At 62.3% G+C, this 19,970-nt stretch carries 19 protein-coding genes and 1 riboswitch; of the genes, 14 read left to right on the forward strand and 5 right to left on the reverse strand.

Features of this window, described 5'->3' with window-relative positions:
- Nucleotides 1-908, forward strand: a 908-nt coding sequence (locus tag AC1D0Z_RS08425; RefSeq protein WP_477657799.1) for a PucC family protein, incomplete at its 5' end; no start/stop codon positions are given.
- A gap of 114 nt (nt 909-1,022) precedes the next feature.
- Here the strand turns inward: AC1D0Z_RS08425 and AC1D0Z_RS08430 are convergent.
- Nucleotides 1,023-1,835, reverse strand: coding sequence for an HAD-IIB family hydrolase (locus AC1D0Z_RS08430; protein WP_477657800.1), 813 nt, complete (start codon nt 1,833-1,835; stop codon nt 1,023-1,025).
- A gap of 253 nt (nt 1,836-2,088) precedes the next feature.
- Nucleotides 2,089-2,161, forward strand: a riboswitch (S-adenosyl-L-homocysteine riboswitch).
- Nucleotides 2,162-2,260: 99 nt separating this feature from the next.
- On the opposite strand from AC1D0Z_RS08430, the gene ahcY reads away from it, so the two are divergent.
- The 4 genes from ahcY to AC1D0Z_RS08450 all read left to right on the forward strand — a co-directional run bounded on the left by ahcY (nt 2,261) and on the right by AC1D0Z_RS08450 (nt 6,391).
- Entirely contained in the window at nt 2,261-3,691 is a 1,431-nt protein-coding gene (gene ahcY / locus AC1D0Z_RS08435) for an adenosylhomocysteinase (protein ID WP_477657801.1), read from the forward strand.
- Between the two features lie 157 nt (nt 3,692-3,848).
- The gene (locus AC1D0Z_RS08440) at nt 3,849-4,871 is read left to right on the forward strand and encodes a TlyA family RNA methyltransferase (protein ID WP_477657802.1); all 1,023 of its coding nucleotides are present in this window, start codon (nt 3,849-3,851) and stop codon (nt 4,869-4,871) included.
- A gap of 48 nt (nt 4,872-4,919) precedes the next feature.
- Nucleotides 4,920-5,750, forward strand: a complete 831-nt coding sequence (gene metF / locus AC1D0Z_RS08445) for a methylenetetrahydrofolate reductase [NAD(P)H] (protein WP_477657803.1) — start codon at nt 4,920-4,922, stop codon at nt 5,748-5,750.
- An 11-nt stretch (nt 5,751-5,761) separates the two neighbouring features.
- On the forward strand, nt 5,762-6,391 hold the full coding sequence (locus AC1D0Z_RS08450; RefSeq protein WP_477657804.1) for a septal ring lytic transglycosylase RlpA family protein: 630 nt from the start codon (nt 5,762-5,764) through the stop codon (nt 6,389-6,391).
- A 27-nt stretch (nt 6,392-6,418) separates the two neighbouring features.
- Here the strand turns inward: AC1D0Z_RS08450 and AC1D0Z_RS08455 are convergent, their stop codons facing one another.
- Complete coding sequence (locus AC1D0Z_RS08455) at nt 6,419-6,889, reverse strand: cupin domain-containing protein (RefSeq protein WP_477657805.1); 471 nt, start codon at nt 6,887-6,889, stop codon at nt 6,419-6,421.
- A gap of 470 nt (nt 6,890-7,359) precedes the next feature.
- Here AC1D0Z_RS08455 and AC1D0Z_RS08460 point away from each other — a divergent pair, with 470 nt between their 5' ends.
- Genes AC1D0Z_RS08460 through AC1D0Z_RS08470 form a run of 3 tightly spaced genes read left to right on the forward strand, consistent with a single transcriptional unit; the run spans nt 7,360 to nt 10,467 of the window.
- Nucleotides 7,360-8,016: a GbsR/MarR family transcriptional regulator gene (locus tag AC1D0Z_RS08460; protein WP_477657806.1), complete on the forward strand. Its 657-nt coding sequence runs from the start codon at nt 7,360-7,362 to the stop codon at nt 8,014-8,016.
- Nucleotides 8,017-8,018: 2 nt separating this feature from the next.
- A complete protein-coding gene (locus AC1D0Z_RS08465; protein ID WP_477657807.1) occupies nt 8,019-9,443 on the forward strand; it encodes a cytochrome ubiquinol oxidase subunit I in 1,425 nt (474 codons plus the stop codon).
- Nucleotides 9,436-10,467: a cytochrome d ubiquinol oxidase subunit II gene (locus tag AC1D0Z_RS08470; RefSeq protein ID WP_477657808.1), complete on the forward strand. Its 1,032-nt coding sequence runs from the start codon at nt 9,436-9,438 to the stop codon at nt 10,465-10,467. The genes AC1D0Z_RS08465 and AC1D0Z_RS08470 overlap by 8 nt, the downstream gene beginning before the upstream one ends.
- A 219-nt stretch (nt 10,468-10,686) precedes the next feature.
- On the opposite strand, the gene AC1D0Z_RS08475 is transcribed toward AC1D0Z_RS08470, so the two are convergent.
- The 3 genes from AC1D0Z_RS08475 to AC1D0Z_RS08485 all read right to left on the reverse strand — a co-directional run bounded on the left by AC1D0Z_RS08475 (nt 10,687) and on the right by AC1D0Z_RS08485 (nt 16,013).
- Nucleotides 10,687-12,759, reverse strand: coding sequence for a protein kinase domain-containing protein (locus AC1D0Z_RS08475; protein ID WP_477657809.1), 2,073 nt, complete (start codon nt 12,757-12,759; stop codon nt 10,687-10,689).
- Entirely contained in the window at nt 12,756-14,756 is a 2,001-nt protein-coding gene (locus tag AC1D0Z_RS08480) for a sensor histidine kinase (protein WP_477657810.1), read from the reverse strand. The genes AC1D0Z_RS08475 and AC1D0Z_RS08480 overlap by 4 nt, the downstream gene beginning before the upstream one ends.
- 264 nt (nt 14,757-15,020) lie before the next feature.
- On the reverse strand, nt 15,021-16,013 hold the full coding sequence (locus tag AC1D0Z_RS08485) for a 23S rRNA (adenine(2030)-N(6))-methyltransferase RlmJ (RefSeq protein WP_477657811.1): 993 nt from the start codon (nt 16,011-16,013) through the stop codon (nt 15,021-15,023).
- A gap of 218 nt (nt 16,014-16,231) precedes the next feature.
- Between AC1D0Z_RS08485 and rplM the strand changes: the two genes are divergently transcribed.
- The 6 genes from rplM to AC1D0Z_RS08515 form a co-directional block, all read left to right on the forward strand.
- A complete protein-coding gene (gene rplM / locus AC1D0Z_RS08490) occupies nt 16,232-16,660 on the forward strand; it encodes a 50S ribosomal protein L13 (RefSeq protein ID WP_007867557.1) in 429 nt (142 codons plus the stop codon).
- A gap of 10 nt (nt 16,661-16,670) precedes the next feature.
- On the forward strand, nt 16,671-17,063 hold the full coding sequence (gene rpsI / locus AC1D0Z_RS08495) for a 30S ribosomal protein S9 (RefSeq protein ID WP_007867568.1): 393 nt from the start codon (nt 16,671-16,673) through the stop codon (nt 17,061-17,063).
- A gap of 231 nt (nt 17,064-17,294) precedes the next feature.
- Nucleotides 17,295-18,002 carry a DUF6776 family protein gene (locus AC1D0Z_RS08500; protein ID WP_477657812.1) on the forward strand — a complete coding sequence of 236 codons (708 nt, stop codon included), beginning with the start codon at nt 17,295-17,297 and terminating at the stop codon, nt 18,000-18,002.
- A 55-nt stretch (nt 18,003-18,057) separates the two neighbouring features.
- Nucleotides 18,058-18,459 carry a bactofilin family protein gene (locus AC1D0Z_RS08505; RefSeq protein WP_457282898.1) on the forward strand — a complete coding sequence of 134 codons (402 nt, stop codon included), beginning with the start codon at nt 18,058-18,060 and terminating at the stop codon, nt 18,457-18,459.
- 177 nt (nt 18,460-18,636) lie between these two features.
- Nucleotides 18,637-19,002, forward strand: a complete 366-nt coding sequence (gene erpA / locus AC1D0Z_RS08510; RefSeq protein WP_477657813.1) for an iron-sulfur cluster insertion protein ErpA — start codon at nt 18,637-18,639, stop codon at nt 19,000-19,002.
- A gap of 127 nt (nt 19,003-19,129) precedes the next feature.
- The coding region (locus AC1D0Z_RS08515) for an MFS transporter (RefSeq protein WP_477657814.1) at nt 19,130-19,970 on the forward strand (841 nt) is incomplete at its 3' end.

The raw sequence follows: 19,970 nt of genomic DNA on the forward strand, positions 1-19,970 counted from the left end.
GCATCATCACCGCGCGCATCGTGCAGGGCATTGCGACCGGTATGGTCAGCGGTGCGCTGACGGCGGCGGTGGTAGAGGCCGCACCGGCCGCGCAAAAACGGCTGGGCGCAATGATCGGCAGCGTTTCGCCGCTGGCGGGTCTGGCCGTGGGGGCGCTGCTCACCGGCATCGCCGTGAAATTTGCGCTGCACCCGGTGCCCCTGGTGTTCGGCGTGCTGGCCGCGATTTGCGTCACAGGTGCGGTGGCCACGCTCTTCCTGCCCGAAAGCGCCACGCCGCGCCCCGGCGCACTGGCCTCGCTGGTGCCGCGTATTTCGATCCCGGTGCAGGCGCGCGGCGAATTTGTGCGCGGCGTGCCGACAATGCTGGCGGTATGGTCGCTCGCAGGCCTGTACCTGTCGCTGGTGCCTTCCATGCTGCAGCAAATCTTCGGCATCCATGACGGCATCGTCAACGGCCTGGCCATTGCCACCTTCTTCGGGCTAGGCGCTGCGTCACCGACTTTGCTGAAAAGCCTGTCGCCGGTGCGCATGAGCGCCGCCGGCATGAGCTTGCTGGCTGTGGGCGCCGGACTGGTGGTCGTGTCGTTGGCCACGCGCTCTGTGGCGCTGTTTTTTGCCGGCACGGCGCTGGCCGGTTTTGGCGGCGGCTCGGCTTTCTCCGCACAAGTGCAGACACTCGCGCCGCTGGCGCAGCCGCATCAGCGGGCCGAGCTGTTTGCTGCGCTGTATGCCACCAGCTACCTGGCCTTCAGTGTGCCGGCCATGCTGGCGGGCCGTTTGATCGCGCCGCTGGGTTTGCCGGCCACGGTCGAGGGTTATGCCGCGCTGGTGCTGGCAGTGGCGGCTCTCGGCGCCTGGCTGCGTTGGGGCTCGGTGCGCCAAGCAAAATGTGCTCACCCCTGCTGACGCTCACTTTGTGTAGCGTCCCCTCCCCTTGCAGGGGACGAAGCCTGCGGCCCGGCAAAGCCGGTTCCGCGGCTTCTGCTTGATGAACCCAACCTATCCGCGTGGAGGGCCGGGTTAATCCAGCAGCGCGCGGACCACTTCCGTAAAACCTGCGCCGCGCTCACCCCGCGTGACATAGCGCGGCAGGCTTGTCAGCTGCGGCACAAAGCGCGCAATGTTGGCCACGCCCACGCTGTTGGCAAAAGTCTTGAACATCAGCTGGTCGTTGGTCGAATCGCCCACATAGACCCATTGGTTCATCTCGGCATCCAGGTCGCGCTGCCAGAGCTGGCGAACAATCCAGCGCGCGCCTTCCAGCTTGTTATGCCCGCCATACCAGCCGTTGATGTGAATGCTGCTCACGGTGGCGTGCATGCCCTCGCTTTTCATGAGCGCCACGACGGCGGCGATTTGCGCGTCGCTGAGCTGCGTGAACTCGCTGTGATCGATGGCGATGTCGGTCTCGCGGCCCGGTGAATCGGTGGCGCGGGTCACACCCGGCATTTTACGTTCGATGCGCGCCAGCACCGCCTGCATGCGCGCGAAGTTCGCAGCGCGTGTCGCGGGATCCTGTTGGTATATTTTTGATAGCTGCTTGCGCCCGCCCTGTGCGGCCTGCGGGCCTTTTTCCTGCTCAGGCAGCAGCGCCACCGCGCCGTTCTCTGCCACGATGGCATCGACCGGCCAGCTCGCCGCGAAGGGTTCGCTCCAGCCGACAGGCCGTCCGGTGATGGCCACAACCTTGAAGCCGGCAGCTTTTAAGTCACCCAAAGCCTCCAGTGCGTCAGGCGTGATTTCACCCTCTGTGGTCAATGTGTCGTCGATATCGGTAAAGACGCCGGTGATGAGTTGACGTTCTGTAACAGGCCAGCGCTGGAGTTCTTGCATGGTGAAATTTTCGCATGGTGGATGGCCCCCACGGTCGTTCGCTTCGCGTAACTCCCTGCCCGCCGAGGGGGCCGCCCGCCTGTGGCCCGGCAAAGCCGGTTCCGCGGCCCATGCTGGGTTGAAGATACAGGGCGTAACCAACGGGAATACCAGTGGGGGCCGCGGGTCCGGCTTCGCCGGCCCTAGGCGCCGCCCCCTAGAGGGGGGAACGGACTACACGAAGTGAGTTCGGGCGGGGGTGGGTATAATCTGTTTTCCTGAGGAGCGTTGCAAGCCACATCACGTGGACCAGGCTCAGGACTTCATTGCAACCACGCTCACCCGCATGTGCTTTCAAGCCGGGTGAATGACTGAATTCTCCCTTCCCCTGAAAGCCGTGCCCGTGGCGATTTTGCCCAGCTGACGTTTGATATTTGGAGAACCGTATGAGCGCTGTCCTGAAACCTTCCACCGACTACACCATTGCCGATATTTCGCTTGCAGCCTGGGGCCGCAAGGAACTGAACATCGCGCAAACCGAAATGCCCGGCCTGATGGCCATCCGCGAAGAATTCGCGAAGGCGCAGCCGCTGAAGGGCGCGCGCATCACCGGCTCGCTGCACATGACGATCCAGACCGGCGTGCTGATCGAAACCCTGCAAGCCCTGGGCGCCGAAGTGCGCTGGGCTTCGTGCAACATCTTCTCGACGCAAGACCACGCCGCTGCTGCGATTGCCGCCGCCGGCACGCCGGTGTTCGCCATCAAGGGCGAAACCCTGGCCGACTACTGGGACTACACGCACAAGATCTTCGAATTCAACGGCGCCAAGGGCACGCCTGAAGAAGGCCCCAACATGATCCTGGWCGACGGCGGCGACGCGACGCTGCTGATGCACCTGGGCACCAAGGCAGAGAAAGACGCCAGCCTGATCTCCAAGCCCGGCAGCGAAGAAGAAATCTGCCTCTTCAATTCGATCAAGGCCAAGCTGGCGCAAGACCCTACCTGGTACAGCCGCCGCCTGAAAAACATCATCGGCGTGACCGAAGAAACCACCACCGGTGTGCTGCGCCTGAATGAAATGTCGGCCAAGGGCACGCTGGCCCTGCGCGCCATCAACGTGAACGATTCCGTGACCAAGAGCAAGTTCGACAACCTCTACGGCTGCCGCGAATCCCTGGTTGACGCCATCAAGCGCGCCACCGACGTGATGGTCGCCGGCAAGGTCGCACTCGTGGCCGGTTACGGCGACGTGGGCAAGGGCTCCGCACAGGCTCTGCGCGCACTGAGCGCCCAGGTGTGGGTGACCGAGATCGACCCGATCAACGCCCTGCAGGCCGCGATGGAAGGCTACAAGGTCGTGACCATGGAATACGCTGCCGACAAGGCCGACATCTTTGTGTCCGCCACCGGCAACAAGAACGTCATCACGTATGAACACATGGCCGCCATGAAAGACCAGGCCATCGTCTGCAACATCGGCCACTTCGACAACGAAATTGACGTTGCTGCGCTCGAGAAGTGCAAGTGGGAAGAGATCAAGCCGCAAGTCGACCACGTGATCTTCCCGGACGGCAAGCGCATCATCCTGCTGGCCAAGGGCCGCCTCGTCAACCTCGGCTGTGGCACGGGCCACCCGAGCTTCGTCATGTCGTCGAGCTTTGCGAACCAGACGATCGCCCAGATCGAGCTGTTCACCAAAAAAGACGCTTACGAAGTGGGCAAGGTTTATGTGCTGCCCAAGCACCTCGACGAAAAGGTCGCGCGTTTGCACCTCAAGAAGGTCGGCGCTGTGCTGACTGAATTGAGCGACGAGCAGGCGGCTTACATCGGCGTGAGCAAAGCCGGCCCATACAAGGCCAACACTTACCGCTATTAAGCTTCCTGGCTACTGCGCGACCCGATAGCGGCGTTGCGGGTCCCGATCAGGCAATCCTCGTGCACATCAAGTGCACTCCGGTTGCCTGACGCCCGCGCCTTGCTCTCGGGCCGCTCACTACGCCCTTGAGGCTGTTGCTGGAATACCGGAACACTATATGCGCGCTGACCTATTCCTCGTCGAACACGGCCATGCCGCCACGCGCTCTCAAGCCCAGCGCCTGATTGCGTCGGGGGTGCAATGGCGCCCTGAAGCCGACGCAGCCTGGAAGAAGGTCGCCAAAAATGGCGACGAGATTCCGCCTGGCGCCGAGCTGCAGTTGCTGGACACCACCGAAGCGAAATACATCTCGCGCGGCGGGCTCAAGCTCGAAGGCGCGCTGAAAGCCACGGGCCTGAAGGTGGACGGCTTGCGCTGCCTTGACGTGGGCCAATCCACTGGCGGTTTTACCGATTGCCTGTTGCAGCATGGCGCCGTGCAGGTGGTGGGCGTCGATGTGGGCCACGGCCAGCTGCACGCCAGCCTGCGTGAAGACCCGCGTGTGGTGTGCGTCGAGGGCTTGAATGCCCGTTCCATGACCGCCGCCGACCTGGTGGCCGGCCATGCGGGCGACAGCGGCATGGATTTTTCCGATGACTTCGATGGCGATGAGGATGACGCTGACCTGGATGAAGCGAGCCCGGTAACAGAAGCCAACTTCGACTTCCTGACCGGCGACCTGTCTTTCATTTCGCTCACGCTGGTGTTGCCTGCGGTGGTTCGCCTGCTCAAGCCCCGAGGCGATTTGCTCATGCTGGTGAAGCCGCAGTTTGAACTGCAGCCCGGCCAGATCGGCAAAGGCGGCATCGTGCGCGACCCTGCGCATTTTGAATTTGTGGAAAAGCGCTTGCGCGATGCGTGCGCGGCGCTGGGGCTGGAAGTGAAAGCCTGGCTGGCGTCGCCGATTGAAGGCGGCGACGGCAACCGCGAATTTTTTATCCAGGCGGTCAAGGGCCAGCACGTGGACGGCGAAGACCAGCCGCTGCCGGCCGCGCCGCAGCGCAAGGTTGCCAAGCGCGTGCCCCGCAGCGAACTGCGCGCCGCCCGCGCGCCGCACGAAGACTCCGAACTTGCGCATGCCGGCCAGCCTGGCCCTGCGCGAGGCAAACGGCGTGACAAAAATACCGATGCCGGTGAGTGACGGCCCACAACGGCGAACCACGGCAAATAACAACGAGTGAGATCCGAGATGAACCTGCCCCTCAGCTTTGAATTCTTTCCGCCCAAGACGCCTGAAGGCGCTGAAAAGCTCCGCGCGACGCGCCAGGCCTTGTATGCGCACAAGCCCGAGTTCTGCTCGGTCACTTTCGGCGCCGGCGGCTCCACGCAGGACGGCACCTTTGGCACGGTGAGCGAGATCCTGGCCGAAGGCGTGTCCGCTGCCTGCCATTTCTCATGCGTGGGCGCCACCAAGGCCACCGTGCGCCAGCAGCTCACCACCTTGCAGATCATGGGTGTGAAACGCCTGGTGGCCCTGCGCGGTGACCTTCCCAGCGGCTACGGCGCGGGCGGTGAGTTTCATTACGCCAGCGACCTGGTGGCGTTTATCCGCGCCGAAACCGGCGACGCCTTCCATATTGAAGTGGCCGCTTATCCCGAGATACATCCCCAGGCCAGATCGGCCGATGCCGACCTGCAGGCCTTTGTGCAAAAGGTCAAGGCCGGCGCCAACTCGGCGATCACGCAATACTTCTTCAATGCTGACGCCTACTACCGTTTTGTCGACGACGCGCAGGCCCTGGGTGTGGACGTGCCCATCGTGCCAGGCATCATGCCGATCACCAGCTCCACGCAACTCATGCGGTTTTCCGATGCCTGCGGTGCCGAGATTCCGCGCTGGATCCGCCTGCGCCTGCAGGGCTTTGGCGACGACACCGCGTCGATCAAGAGCTTCGGCCTTGATGTGATCAGCGGTTTGTGCGAGCAGTTGTACGCAGCCGGCGTGCCCGGCATTCATTTCTACACGATGAACCAGGCCGCGGCGACGACGGAAATCATCGGGCGGCTGCAGCGCGCCTGAGGCTGCCATCCATGCAGCAGGGTGCCCGCCGGTCTGCCGTCACCCTCAGTGCTGCGGTGCTGCTGGCCTTGCTGGCCGCGTGCACCACGCCGCCACCAAACAAACCCTCCACCGCGCCGGGCACTGGTGCTGCTGCACCGGCGCCGCGTCCTTCACGGCCCGCCACCGATGCATCACCCGCGACCGGTGAGATGGCCGACGAGGTGCCGCCTTCCGCCGCTGCACCCAGGCCATCGCTGCTTGCCGGCGAAGTGCCCCGCGAATTCCAGCGCGGCCAGGCGTCCTGGTATGGCCCGCGTTTTAACGGCCGGCGCACCGCCAGCGGAGAACGCTTTGACATGCAGGAGTTCACTGCTGCGCACCGCACGCTGCCTTTTGGCACCATGGTGCGTGTCCACAGCCTGGTCAACGGCCGTGATGTCGATGTGCGCATCACCGACCGCGGGCCCTACAGCGGCAACCGCATCATCGACCTGAGCCGTGCCGCGGCGGAAGAGCTTGGCATGCTGGGCATGGGGCTGAAAGAAGTTGTGCTGCTGGTGCCGGAGTCCACGCCGGAGGTCGCGACAACGCCTGCGCCTGCGGCCCGGAAGCGCCCGCCTCCAAGGCGGCGCCCAGCGGCACCGCGTACGCCGCGCTGAATCGCCCCGCTGGCGAGGCGCGCCCGCTCAGTTCACAAAAGTCACGTCGTCCCTGGCTTGGGGTGGGATCTTGATGGCCAGCGCCTTCACAGGCCCGCTGGTCACCAGCGTGCCGCCGTGGGCCGTGCCTTTGGGAATGATGATCAGCGTGCCCGGCTTGAACTCCTTGCGCTCGCCGCCCAGCCACATGGCGCCGCTGCCTTCAATGATGTACTGGATCTCGTCGGTTTTCGGGTGAATGTGTTTGGCCACGTTGCCGGACTGAATGCCGATGGTGGCGTTGTCGGTGATGACCAGGCCCCTGGCGTTCATTTCAGGATTGGGGGTGGTGGGAATGTCGCCGTGCTTGAGCGCCGCGAGGTCAATCATCGCCGGCGCCAGGGGCACGGCCTGCGCATGCGCATCGGGCAGGGCGTGCTGGGCCAGCGGTGACAACGCAATTCCGGCCACAAAGGCAACGGTGACGGAAAAGCCGAGGACGGTGGTGGTATGGCGCATGGAATCCTTTTTTGGGGTGTTGTGTAGGGGCGGGCCAGTATGCCCATGTTGCGCCGGGCTTGCCAATAGCGCTGACCCGAACCGGCAACCAGCCTTTGCGTCGCGCAAGTCCTGCATCGGCTTGGAGGCGAGTCTGGTGTTAAAAATAGTCATGAAACTGCTCGGGAAACAGCGTCGGGTCGCCCTGAACGTTCTGAACCCGCTTGGGACCCTGCCTGGCGGCTTTTATGTATGAAATTGGCCTTTAGCCCAACGGGGATGAGCGCAAGCAGCTATTAATTCGATAGCATCTCGACGATCTACGCGATGCCCGCGTTGTCACCGCGGGCGTTGAGTCAGGTCAAGGTTCGCCCGCTTCATCCGGCTTCACCCGGCTCGACGCAGGGTCAATCCAGTCGCCAGCGCAAATCGTTTCAATTTATTAGAATTTCAGTAATTCCTGAAAATTCAATAAACCAAAGAAGCCGGCCATGAACCTTGCCCCCCTGACCCAGCGTTTTGTCCTCCATTTCGGTGAAATGGGTAGCCGTTGGGGCATTAACCGGACGGTTGGGCAGATTTATGCCTTGCTGTATGTCTCGCCGCGTGCCCTGAATGCCGATGAAATCGGCGAGGCGCTGGCGTTTTCGCGGTCCAACGTCAGTATGGGGCTGAAGGAATTGCAGTCGTGGAACCTGGTGCGGCTGCAGCATCTGCCGAATGACAGGCGCGAATATTTCAGTGCGCCGGAAGACGTCTGGGCGATCTTTCGCACGCTGGCCGAGGAACGCCGCAAACGTGAAATTGACCCGACGCTGTCGATGCTGCGCGATGCGCTGATGGAACACCCGGCCAATCAGGACGATATTCACGCCCAGGCGCGCATGAAGCAGATGCACGATTTGATCGAGCTGATGACGGGCTGGCTGGCTGACGTGCAGAAGATGGACTCGGCCACGCTGATGAGCCTGATGAAGATGGGTGCCAAGGTGCAGAAGCTGCTGGAGGTGAAAGACAAGGTCGCCAGCAGCATGAAGGCCGGTTTGACAGGCCGCGGCGCCTCCCCCAAAGTGGCGGTACAGCCAGCAGAACCTGCCGGGCCTGCGGCATTGCCGGCAAGCCCTTCCGATGACGACAACAGGAGTTGATGATGGACGGTTTAGACGCATTCCTGCTGGCCCGCATCCAGTTCGCGGCCAACATCACCTTCCACATCCTGTTTCCCACCATCAGCATTTCGCTGGGCTGGGTGCTGCTGTACTTCAAGCTGCGCTTCGTGAAAACCAAAGCGCAGTACTGGATGGACGCCTACCAGTTCTGGGTGAAAATTTTCGCGCTGACGTTTGCCCTCGGCGTGGTCAGCGGCATCACCATGAGCTTTCAGTTCGGCACCAACTGGCCGGGCTACATGCAGAAGGTCGGCAACATCGCCGGGCCGCTGCTGGCCTACGAAGTGCTCACCGCCTTCTTCCTGGAGGCCACCATGCTGGGCGTGATGCTGTTCGCGCGTGAACGCGTGAGTGAGACCATGCACACCATCGCCACGCTGCTGGTGGCGGGCGGCACCACGCTGTCCGCGTTCTGGATCCTGGCGCTCAACTCCTGGATGCAGACGCCGGCGGGTTTTGAAATGATCAACGGGCAGGCGCATGTGACGAGCTGGTTCCAGGTGATCTTCAACCCGTCCTTTCCTTACCGCCTTACGCACATGCTGCTGGCGTCGGGGCTGACGGTGTCTTTTCTGGTGGCGGGCGTGTCGGCCTACCGCTGGCTGCGCAATGACCGCGGCGCCGAGGTGATCGCGGGGCTGAAAACCGGCATCTACCTCGCCGCCATGCTGATCCCGCTGCAGATCATCGCGGGCGACCTGCACGGCCTCAACACCATGGAGCACCAGCCGGCCAAGCTGGCGGCGATGGAGGGCATCTGGGAAACACAAAAAGGCGTGCCCGCGGTGCTGTTTGCGCTGCCCGACCAGGCCAGCCGCTCCAACCATTACGAAATCGGCATTCCCAAGCTGGCATCGCTCTACCTCACACACAGCCTGGACGGCGAGGTCAAGGGCCTGAACGAGTTCGAGGGCAAGCACCCGCCTGTGGCGCCGGTGTTCTGGGCCTTTCGCATCATGGTGGGTGTCGGCATGCTGATGTTGCTGGTCAGCTGGGCCAGCGTGCTTCGGCTCGCACCCTGGAAGAAAGACCCATCCCGGGAACTGACGGTGTGGCACGCACGGCTGCTGGTCGCCATGACGTTTGCCGGCTGGATCGCGCTGGTCGCCGGCTGGTACGTGACGGAGATCGGGCGCCAGCCCTGGCTGGTGACGGGCGTTCTGACGGCGGCTGATGCCGCGTCGAAAGTGCCGGCGCCGCGCATCGCCCTGACGCTGACGCTGTACCTGGTGTTGTACCTGGCGCTGATCGCCGCGTATATCTCCGTGGTGTTTTACCTGGCGCGCCACCGCACGCATGCCGACAAGCCTTTCGGCGCCGGCATGGAAGACACGCTCAACCCGGTGAACTACCCTAACCCGGACGCCAACCGCAACGTCAAACCCGCTGGAGAAACCCATGCTTGAACTTGCCCCCGACCTGACCCAGGCTGCCGGCTGGATGCCCATCGTGTTTCTGGTCGTCATGGGCCTGGCCATGCTGGCCTATGTGATCCTGGACGGTTATGACCTCGGCGTTGGCGTGCTGATGCACCGCGCCAGCGAGGAAGACAAGGACACCATGATTGCCAGCATCGGCCCCTTCTGGGATGCCAATGAAACCTGGCTGGTGCTGGGCGTGGGCATTCTGCTGACCGTGTTCCCATTGGCGCACGGTGTGATTTTGGGTGCGCTGTACCTGCCGGTGGCGATGATGCTGATCGGGCTGACCCTGCGCGGCGTGGCGTTCGACTTTCGCGTCAAGGCACGCGCTGCGCTCAAGCCGCTGTGGAACCGCGCGTTCTTTGCGGGTTCGCTGATCGCCAGCTGGTCCCAGGGCTACATGCTCGGCTCGCTGATCACCGGCTTCGCGGCGACGTGGTGGACCATCGTGTTCAATGCCGTCATCGGCGCAGCGCTGGTTGCGGCGTATTGCCTGCTGGGCGCTGGCTGGCTCATCATCAAATCCGAAGGCGAATTGCAGCTGCAAGCCGTGCGCTGGGCCAGGCGCAGCCTGCTGTTCACCATGGCCGGCATCGCCGCCATCTCGGTGGCCACGCCACTGGTGAGCCACAGCATTTTTGATAAATGGTTTTCGTTTCCGAACATCGTGCTGCTGCTGCCGATCCCGGCGGCCACCGCCGTCCTGTTTGGCGTGATTTTCCGCAGCCTGCAACGCCTGCCGGTGCGGCTGGCACAAGGCAATGAATACGGCGCATGGGTGCCATTCGGGGCGACGGTCGGCGTGTTTTTGCTGGCCTTCTATGGCCTGGCCTACAGCCTGTTCCCGTGGCTGGTGATCGACAAGCTGACGATCTGGCAATCGGCCAGTGCGCCCGAGGCCATGGGCGTGATCCTGGCCGGCGCAGCGGTGGTGCTGCCGATGATCATCGGCTACACCGTGTTCGCCTATCGCGTGTTCTGGGGCAAAAGTACCGCGCTGCGGTATTAGCCCCCACGCAGGATATGGCCCCCACGGTCGCTCACTTCGTGTAGSTCCCTGCCCCCCGAGGGGGCCGCCCGCCTGCRGTCYGGCAAAGCCRGTCCYGCGGCTCATGCTGGCTTGAAGAGTTCTGTGGGTGCGACCAGCGATGGAGATATTTCACCAGTGGGGGCCGAGGGTCCGGCTTTGCCGGCCCAGGCGCCGCCCCCTAGACGGGGGTGGGCCTTTTTACAAAATGATTTCGGGTGCGGGCGCGATGGATTCGAGTTCGATCAAAAAGGCTTCAGCGGATTCGTAGCGGTGCTCGGGGTTCTTGGCCATCAGCTTGTTGACGACGCCTTGCAATTCCGCATGCACTTCGGGCAGTGCGGGGGTGTCGGCGTTCAGGTGCTTGGCGAGCAGCAGTTCGAGCGACTCGGCAATGTAGGGCCGGCGGTTGGCCAGCATTTCAAACAGCATGACACCCAGGCTGTAGAGGTCGGACTGGGCCGTCACCTTGCGGCCGGTGGYCTGCTCGGGGCTCATGTAATAGGGCGTTCCCACGACGTCGCCGTGGTGGGTTTGCGTCAGGCCCATGCTGGGGGCCTGCAACATCGACTTGGCAATCCCGAAGTCGGCCAGCGCCACACTGCCGTCGGCACGCAGCATGACGTTTTCCGGCTTGATGTCGCGGTGCACGATGCCGTGCGCATGGATGGCCGACAGCGCCTGTGCGACTTCGCGCGCCACCGTCAGCGCCTCCGAGCGGGCCAGGTTGGGGCCGAACAGGCTGCGCAGGTCGCCGCGTTCGAAGTATTCCATCGCGATATAGGCGTGCTCGTCGGTGAAGCCCTGGTCATAGATCTTGATCACGTGGGGATGGTCGATCTTGCAGAGCAGGGCGTACTCCTGGATGAAACGCACCAGGTGCTCCGAAGCTTCCTTGCCACGCGAGTCCAGTACCTTGAGCACGATCGGCAGGCCGTCGGATTCGCGTTCACTGAGGTAGACCTCGGTCATGCCGCCCGCGCCGATCTTGCGCGTGATGCGGTAGCCCTTCAGGCGCACAGGCTCGCTGCTGGTGTCAAAGCGCAGGTCTTTCAGCGCCGAGAGCTTGGCATCCAGTGCGCCTTTGACTGCGCGTGCGGTGATGTCCGAATTGGCGCGCACGGCGTCGCTGATCTCGCTGGCGCGTYCGGTCAGGCTGGCCATGCCGTGGATCTTGTCTTCCATGGTGGTGATGAGGCCCGTGACCTCGGCCACATCGATGGCGAGGTTGCGTCCGGGGAGCGTAAGCGAGGTGTGGATGCCGGTCTGGATGCCGGTGCCGGCTTCGCCGAGCGTTTGTTCGCTGGCCATCATCGTCCAGCCCTTTTCCTCGGTGGCGTCTTCCAGCCGCGAGGCCAGCGTCACGGTTTCGCCGACGGGCGTGAGTTCCTTGGTTTGCTGCGTGCCGAGCTGGCACAGCGTGACGGCGCCGCTGTGGATACCGATACCCATGGCAAACGGCGGCAGGGCGCGCCCGCCGAAGCGCTGCTCCAGCCAGTCGCGGAATTCATGGGTGGCCAGCGCCATGGCCAGGGCCGCTGAAATGGCGCGGCGCGGGGCCGGCAGCGGCGAACCGGAGGCGGTGTCGACAAACACCGCCATCAGCCCATCGCCCACAAACTTGATGTGCCGTCCGCTGWTTTTCAGCACGGGCTCGGAGATGCGCTCAAAGTATTCGGTGAGCAGTTGCGACACCTCCGCAGCATTGAGTTTTTCAGCCAGCGAGGTGAAGTTGCGGATGCTGGCCACCAGCACGGTGGCGTTGGCGATTTCCTCCGTTTGCGCGCTGGGGGGAATGTCAACCGGCACGCTGTCAGGGCGGCTGCCGCTGATGCGGCTGGCAAAAGCCGCACGCAGGCGTTCTTCGCCGGCGGCCACACCCGAATCAATGGCTTCACGCACCCGTTCTTTTTTCTTCAGCTGCGCGTTGACGGCGTCCAGCAGTTCGGCGCGGCTGAAGGGTTTTGACAAGTAGTCATCGGCGCCGGCCGTCATGCCGCGGCGCATGCTTTCGCGATCGTCCAGCGCGGTCAGCAGCATGAAGGGGGTGTTCACCAGCAACGGGTCGGCGCGCACCGCCGCCAGCAGCTCGAACCCGTTCATGCCCGGCATGCCCACGTCGGAGACGATCAGGTCGGGGCGGCTTGCACGGGCCTGCTCCAGGCCTTGCCGGCCGTCTGCGGCTGCGGCCGTCTCAAAACCTTCCAGCTTGAGCAGCCGCACGATGTTGCTGCGGATGGCGTCGTCGTCTTCAACGATCAGGATCAGGGTCATGGGTTTCCTTGAAAAATGGGCAGGCTGATCGTGAACTGTGTGCCCGCTCCCGGCATGCTTGCCACCTCGATTTTGCCGTGATGCAGGTCAACCGCGTGTTTGACAATGGCCAGGCCCAGCCCGGAACCCTGGCGGTTGCCCACGTTGGAGCCGCGGTGAAAGCTCTCAAACAGGCGCGGCAGGTCTGACGGAGGGATGCCTATGCCTTCGTCACTGACGCGCAGTATCAGGTGGTCCCCGGACTCGTCATGCCGGCGGTCCAGCGTGAGCACCACCACGCTGCCCGCGGGCGAATACTTGCAGGCATTGGCCAGCAGGTTGCTGGCAATGTGCCGGACCAGCCGCTCGTCGAGCATGACCAGCTGCGAAAAAGCGTCGTGGCCGATGGGGGCCTCAAATTCAATCGCGTGCTGGCCGGCGTCGCTGGTGTGCATTTCGGTGACGAGCTTGCGGCACAGCGCGGCGATGTCCAGCGCCTGCAGGTTGAGCTTGAGTTTGCCGGCGTCGGCCTGACCGACGGTGAGCATGTCTTCAAGCATGCCCTGCATGCGTTTGACCGCGACCACGAGGTCGGCCATGATCTCCTGGCGCTCCCGGTGGGTGATTTTTTCGCCGTAGTGCTCGATCAGTTCGGCGGACGAAAGAATGGTGGCGAGCGGCGTGCGGAATTCATGTGAGGCCATCGACACGAAGCGCGTTTTGAGCTCACCCAATTCTCTTTCGCGCACCAGGGTGCGCCGGGCTTCCGCGTCGGCTGCCTTGCGCTGCGTGATGTCCGCATAGGTCCACACCGAGCCTTCCTGAGGGCGGTTGCGGTCGATCGCCGAGCCGTCCAGCTGAACCCAGATCAGTTCGCCGTCCTTGCGGCGCATGCGGGCTTCCAGCGAGAACGACCCGGTTTGCGCGATCTGCGCGTAGGCGAGTTCGCCGATGTGTTCGAAGTCCTCATCGCTGGGGTAGTGCACGCGCGTTTCCTGGCCCAGCAGCTCGGCGGGGCTGTAGCCCAGCATGGCGGCCAGCGTGCGGTTCAGCCACTGGTAGCGACGGCCTTTGAGGAAGGTGACACCGACGGCGGTGGTCTCAAGAATGGCTTCGCGCTGCGTCAGCGCCGTCTTCAGCTCCTGGTCCAGCCGGCGGCGCTCGCTGATGTCGGACATGAGCACGAGCAGCGCGGGCTCGCCGTCCCACTCAATCCGTGTGCCGTAGATGCTGGCCCAGCCGGTGCGCAGCTCCGGCGTCATCGTTTCGCGCGGTGGCGTGATGAAACGGGCCTCGTAGGCTCTGACCATGGTGCCTGACTGCATAAGCTCGCGCTGGCGCTGCACCATGCGCCGGTCGTCGGGATGGATCAGGTGCAGCGACGGCAGGCCGGTCAGCGTGTGGCCGAACATGGCCTGGGCGCTGGCGTTGGAAAAGCGCACGATGCCTTTTTGCACGACGAGGATCACGTCGTTGACGTTTTCCACGACCGCGCGGTAGCGCTCGGCAGCTGAGCGGGTCAGGGCCTCCAGCCGTTTGCGTTCGGTGACATCCTTCAGGAAGAAAAGATCCGCCGGCGCACCTTCCCAGTCCACCAGCACACCATTGATTTCCACCCAGGAAATGGTGCCGTCGTCGCGCTGGAACCGCGCCTCAAAGGCCGGGACGACGTTGCCCGCGGCGCGCAGCTTGTGCTTGCCGGAAACAAACTCGCGGTCTTCCGGGTGAATGAATTCGATCATGGGCCGGTCTGCCATGGCGCCGGCCTGCGTGCCCAGCAGGGCCAGGCACGGCGGATTGGCAAAGCGCAGCAGGCCTTCCTGCCCGACGCAGATATTTTCGGTGGCGAGGTCCACCATGGTCTGGTAGCGTGTCAGCGACGCGCGAAGTTCCTGTGTGCGAAGCGCAACCCGGCGTTCGATTTCATTCTCCACGTCCTCTGCCAACGCCGATGCCTTGCCGGCTGGCGCGGCAGCCTCTGTCCCTTTGTCAGCGGGCCTGGCCGGTTTTCCACTCACGCGCGGCCCCCTGCCGGGGGTGCCCGGAACGGCTGGGGGGAGGGCTTGAGCCTGGGCGGGCATGTGGATAGTGGAGCGCCGGATGGAGCGGGAGGGCCGGAAAAAAGAAAAGGAAATAGAGGCGCAGGCTTCGGTAGGCAACCTTGCCACAACTCACTGCGGCGGTAAAGACTGGAAAGTCTGGGCGTACAACTCGGCCAACATGGCATAACAGCTGCCGGCACCACAGCAACGCCGCCTGCGAAGGCGTGGATGCCAGGAAACCTAGCCGCCGTGCTCGAGCGTAAAGCCCGCATTGCGGTCTTGCCCCAGCAGGGCCACCATTTGCGGCAAGGCCGCCTGCAGTTCCGCCTTGAGCGTGTGCGGGGGATTGATGACAAACATACCGCTGGCCGGAAGACCTGGTCGCACGACCTCGCCGGCGGTATCTGTGGTTAATTTGCTCGATTTAACCGTTAAAGCGGCGTTTAGCCAGCTTCGGCCGGCCTTGACGGCAAGAGTCTTGAGCTTGCGAGGCAGGTCATGGGCTTCCGGCCGCGGGATGATGGGGTACCAGACCACATAGGTTCCGGTCGCAAAACGCTTGACGGCATCTGCCATGCAGGCTGACACGCGGGCGTAGTCGCTCTTCATTTMATAGCTGGGATCACACAGGACCATGGCCCGGCGGGCGGGCGGTGGCAGGAATGTCTTCAGGGCTTCAAAGCCGTCTTCACGGGAAACCGCCACCTGGCGGCCGACACCCAGCTGCTCGATGTTGCCCGAAAGCGACTTGTAGTCGGTCGGGTGCAGCTCAAACAGCTTGAGCTTGTCGCGCCCGCTCAGGAATTGCTGTTCGATGAACGGCGAGCCGGGGTAAATTTTCAGGTGCGCAACATCGCCGGTTTCGGCGAAATGGGGGTTCAGGCCGCGCAACACGTCAATATAGTCCTGCAACGCAGGCGCCCATGCGCCGGCGGCCGGTTTGGTTGCGGCGGTTGCTACGGTTTTGATAGCTGCTTGCGCACGTTTGGCGGGCGCTGCAGGCGCAATAGGTGTTTTTTGACCGGAAAGCAGCCTGAAGATACCTTCCTGCGCTTCCCCGCTGGTTTCGGTGTAGTCGCCGTCCAGCCGGTACAGGCCTGCGCCCGCATGGGTGTCGATCACGGTCAGGGCCGTGTCTTTCTGGGTCAGGTACTTCATCAACGCGATCAGCGTGGTGTGCTTGAGCACGTCGGCGTGGTTGCCTGCGTGGAAGGCGTGGCGATAGGAAAACATGGGGCTATCCTACCTTCTCGCCAGGCAAAATTGCCTCAAAACCGGCTGAATATTGACGCAAGTCCTTGATTTTTCATATAATCGTGGGCTCTGCAGCGCCTAGTGGTTCCGCGGCAGAGGAGCAATAACATGCTTAACCATACTGCCTAAGAGGTTCTCATCAGAAGAACACCGACCGCAGAAAAGAACCCGACAAACCATTTTTCGAAAGAAAACTCATGAAAACGTTCAGCGCAAAACCCGCTGACGTGACGCACGAGTGGTTTGTGATTGACGCGACCGACAAGGTCCTCGGACGAGTAGCCAGCGAAGTTGCTCTCCGTTTGCGCGGCAAACACAAGGCCATTTATACGCCTCACGTCGATACCGGTGACTTCATCGTCATCATCAATGCAGCCCAGCTGCGCGTCACCGGCGCCAAGTCGACTGACAAGATCTACTATCGCCATTCCGGATATCCAGGCGGCATCACTGCCACCAATTTCCGCGACATGCAAGCCAAGCACCCCGGCCGCGCTTTGGAAAAAGCCGTCAAGGGCATGCTGCCCAAGGGCCCGCTCGGCTACGCCATGATCAAGAAACTCAAGGTGTACGGTGGTGCAGAGCACCCGCATACCGCCCAACAGCCTAAAGTGCTGGACATCTAAGGAGCCATTGATGATTGGTGAATGGAACAATGGCACCGGCCGTCGCAAATCCAGCGTCGCCCGTGTGTTTATCAAAAAAGGCACCGGCAAGATCACGATCAATGACCGTGACATCCAGGTGTTCTTCGGTCGTGAAACCTCGATCATGATCTGCCGCCAGCCCCTGTTTCTGACGAACCACGTCGAGACGTTTGACATCATGGTCAACGTCCACGGCGGCGGCGAGTCCGGCCAGGCCGGTGCAGTGCGCCACGGTATCACCCGTGCCCTGATCGATTACGACGCAACGCTCAAGCCGGCCCTGAGCCAGGCTGGCTTTGTGACCCGCGATGCACGTGAAGTCGAACGTAAAAAAGTCGGTTTCCGCTCAGCTCGCCGTCGCAAGCAGTTCAGCAAGCGCTAAATCGACATTTAGCCGCTTTCGCTGTTCCCCAAAAAGCCGCCTGGTTTACCTGGCGGCTTTTTTCATGGGCGGCGCATTTGTGTGACGGCCGCAACGCCCTGTCAATGCTTTGTAAGCGTTTAGTTTTCCTGATGCAAAGCCTTACCCGGCTTTACGGCGGGATTGGCGGGTTTGGCGGAGGTCTGCGTGCACAATGCAGCTCCTCGAACCGAAAACTGCAGGGCCCCCGATTTGAAATTTCGCCTGTTTCGCCGCCGCCTGACGATCAGTTCCCCGCGCATGTCGGTGCGCAGCTCGCTTCCCTGGCCTCTGCGATGGATCGCCGGGGCCCTGATGTTGGGGTTCTCTGCCGCTGTGGCCCTCTGGGCCTTCGAATTCGGCAAGGGAATTGCGGGGGTGGATACCGATGCGAAGGAAGAGCTCAGCGTGTTGCGTCAGGAAGTGGCCACTTTGCGCGCCGACCGTGACAGGGCGCAATCGATCGCCAACACTTCGGGCAGCCTGCTCACGGCCGAAAAGGCGGTGCAGGAAAAGATGATGAGCCAGATCCGGCAGCTGGAGAGCGATAACCGCAGTTTGCGTGACGACCTGGGATTTTTCGAGAAGCTTTTGCCGGCCGGCAGTGCCGAGGTTGTCGCCATTCGCAGCCTGCAGGCGGAGGTGTTGTCAGGAACCCAGCTCAAATGGCAGCTGCTGGTCATCCAGCCCGTCAAAGGTGCGCCCAATTTCAACGGAAAACTGGACCTGACAGTCCATGGCACGATGGACGGAAAGCCATGGATGATGAATTTGCCCGGCGGACCGCAAACTTTACAGTTCAAACAGTATCTTCGTGTGGAAGGTGTCCTCGACTTGCCCCCCCAAGCCATGGTACAAACAGTTACAGCTAAAGTCATTGAGGGTACCGCGGTCAGATCCGCCCAGACCTTCAAGCTTTGAACCCCCGCCAATCCCACCCACCCACCGTCACGCCGACCCAGCACAGGAATCTTGTATGTTTGGAAAAAAGAAGCAGCCACCCATCAAAAGCCTGATCGCCCAAGGCAGCTGCATTGAGGGCAACCTGAAGTTCACCGACGGCTTGCGGATTGACGGCGAAGTGATCGGCGACATTCGCGCCGCCGAAGGCAGCTCCAGCATCCTGGTGATCAGCGAGTCAGCCACGGTGACCGGCCATATTCATGCCGACCACGTCATCATCAACGGCCGGGTGATGGGCCCAGTCCACGCGTCCGAGCTGCTTGAATTGCAGCCCAAAGCCAAAATCGAGGGCGACGTGTCTTATAAGGCGCTTGAAATGCACCAGGGCGCCGTCATCTTTGGACAGTTGCGCGCTACAAGCCATGCGGAACTGGAAGAAAAACCCACGCTCAAGCTGGCTGCCAACAACATCTGAGTGGTTGGGGTGAAATGGGCGAGTAAGCGCTCACAAATAGACCGCATGGCCTAACACGCATGGGCGTTATGGTTGATTGAATTGCTGTACTATTTGCCCACAAGTGCCACCAGAGGCTGAAAGCCCCGAATCGCGAACCTGGTTCGCACTATTCGCCTAGATATATTGGAGTTCCCCATGAGTGCTGTTGCCGAAAATATCCAGACTGAAATGCCTGCCCCCTTTGTCTTCACTGACAGCGCCGCTTCCAAAGTGGCCGAGCTGATCGCCGAGGAAKGTAACCCGGACCTGAAGCTGCGTGTTTTTGTGCAGGGCGGTGGTTGCTCCGGTTTCCAGTACGGTTTCACCTTCGATGAAATCACCAATGAAGACGACACCACCATGACCAAAAACGGCGTGTCGCTGTTGATCGATGCCATGAGCTACCAATATCTGGTGGGCGCCGAAATCGACTACAAGGACGACCTTGAAGGCGCCCAGTTCGTCATCAAGAACCCCAACGCCACCAGCACCTGCGGCTGCGGATCCAGCTTCTCTGCCTGAGGCGAACCCCGCACCCCGCTAAAAAAGCCGCCCTTGAGGCGGCTTTTTGCTGTGCGCCGTTTCTTTTCCTTCTGTTCAATGCTCTTCAATACGCTGAACCAAGTCCGCCTTATTTCATCTCTCATCCATGCAGACAGAACAAAAATCATTGCGCATGCTGCTCTGGCTGGTAGCCATCGGCTTTTTCATGCAGACGCTGGACGCCACCATCGTCAACACCACCTTGCCGGCCATGGCGCGCAGCTTTGGCGAAAGCCCGCTGCGCATGCAATCAGTGGTGGTGGCTTATTCGCTCACCATGGCCATGCTGATTCCCGCGTCCGGCTGGATCGCCGACCGCTTCGGCACGCGCCGGGTGTACGTGGGGGCCATTTCGCTGTTTGTCGCTGGATCGATTGCCTGCGCGCTGTCGGGCAACCTGGTGCAATTGGTGGCGGCGCGGGTGGTGCAAGGCATGGGCGGGGCGCTGCTGCTGCCGGTGGGACGGCTCGCCGTGCTGCGCGCCTTCCCGCGCGAGCGCTTCTTGCAGGCCATGAGCTTCATTGCCATCCCGGGCCTGATCGGCCCGCTGATAGGTCCCACTCTGGGTGGCTGGCTGGTCGAGGTGGCCACGTGGCACTGGGTGTTCCTCATCAACATTCCGGTGGGGCTGCTGGGGGGAATTGCGACGATGTTTTATATGCAGGACAACCCGCGGCTGCAGATGCCACGCTTTGACCTGCCGGGCTATCTGTTCCTTGCCTTCGGCATGGTGGCTGTATCGCTGGCGGTGGACGGGCTGTCAGGCCTGGGCCTGAAGCAGGCCAGTGTGCTGGTGCTGCTGGTGTTCGGCATGGCCAGTCTTACCGCGTACTGGCTGCACGCGGCGAAACGGCCGGATCCGCTTTTTTCGCCCCGGCTGTTCTCGATTCCCACGCTCAGCATCGGTTTGCTGGGCAATCTGTTCTCGCGGCTGGGCAGCTCCTGCA

It is taken from the genome of Polaromonas sp. P1_E3, assembly GCF_056405935.1.

Coding starts and splice junctions, on each gene's coding strand:
- AC1D0Z_RS08440 (WP_477657802.1), top strand. CDS start 3,849: ATGCGCGCTGACCTATTCCTCGTCGAACACGGCCATGCCGCCACGCGC.
- AC1D0Z_RS08465 (WP_477657807.1), top strand. CDS start 8,019: ATGGACGGTTTAGACGCATTCCTGCTGGCCCGCATCCAGTTCGCGGCC.
- AC1D0Z_RS08455 (WP_477657805.1), bottom strand. CDS start 6,889: ATGCGCCATACCACCACCGTCCTCGGCTTTTCCGTCACCGTTGCCTTT.
- AC1D0Z_RS08470 (WP_477657808.1), top strand. CDS start 9,436: ATGCTTGAACTTGCCCCCGACCTGACCCAGGCTGCCGGCTGGATGCCC.
- AC1D0Z_RS08460 (WP_477657806.1), top strand. CDS start 7,360: ATGAACCTTGCCCCCCTGACCCAGCGTTTTGTCCTCCATTTCGGTGAA.
- AC1D0Z_RS08430 (WP_477657800.1), bottom strand. CDS start 1,835: ATGCAAGAACTCCAGCGCTGGCCTGTTACAGAACGTCAACTCATCACC.
- metF (WP_477657803.1), top strand. CDS start 4,920: ATGAACCTGCCCCTCAGCTTTGAATTCTTTCCGCCCAAGACGCCTGAA.
- rplM (WP_007867557.1), top strand. CDS start 16,232: ATGAAAACGTTCAGCGCAAAACCCGCTGACGTGACGCACGAGTGGTTT.
- rpsI (WP_007867568.1), top strand. CDS start 16,671: ATGATTGGTGAATGGAACAATGGCACCGGCCGTCGCAAATCCAGCGTC.
- AC1D0Z_RS08505 (WP_457282898.1), top strand. CDS start 18,058: ATGTTTGGAAAAAAGAAGCAGCCACCCATCAAAAGCCTGATCGCCCAA.
- AC1D0Z_RS08450 (WP_477657804.1), top strand. CDS start 5,762: ATGCAGCAGGGTGCCCGCCGGTCTGCCGTCACCCTCAGTGCTGCGGTG.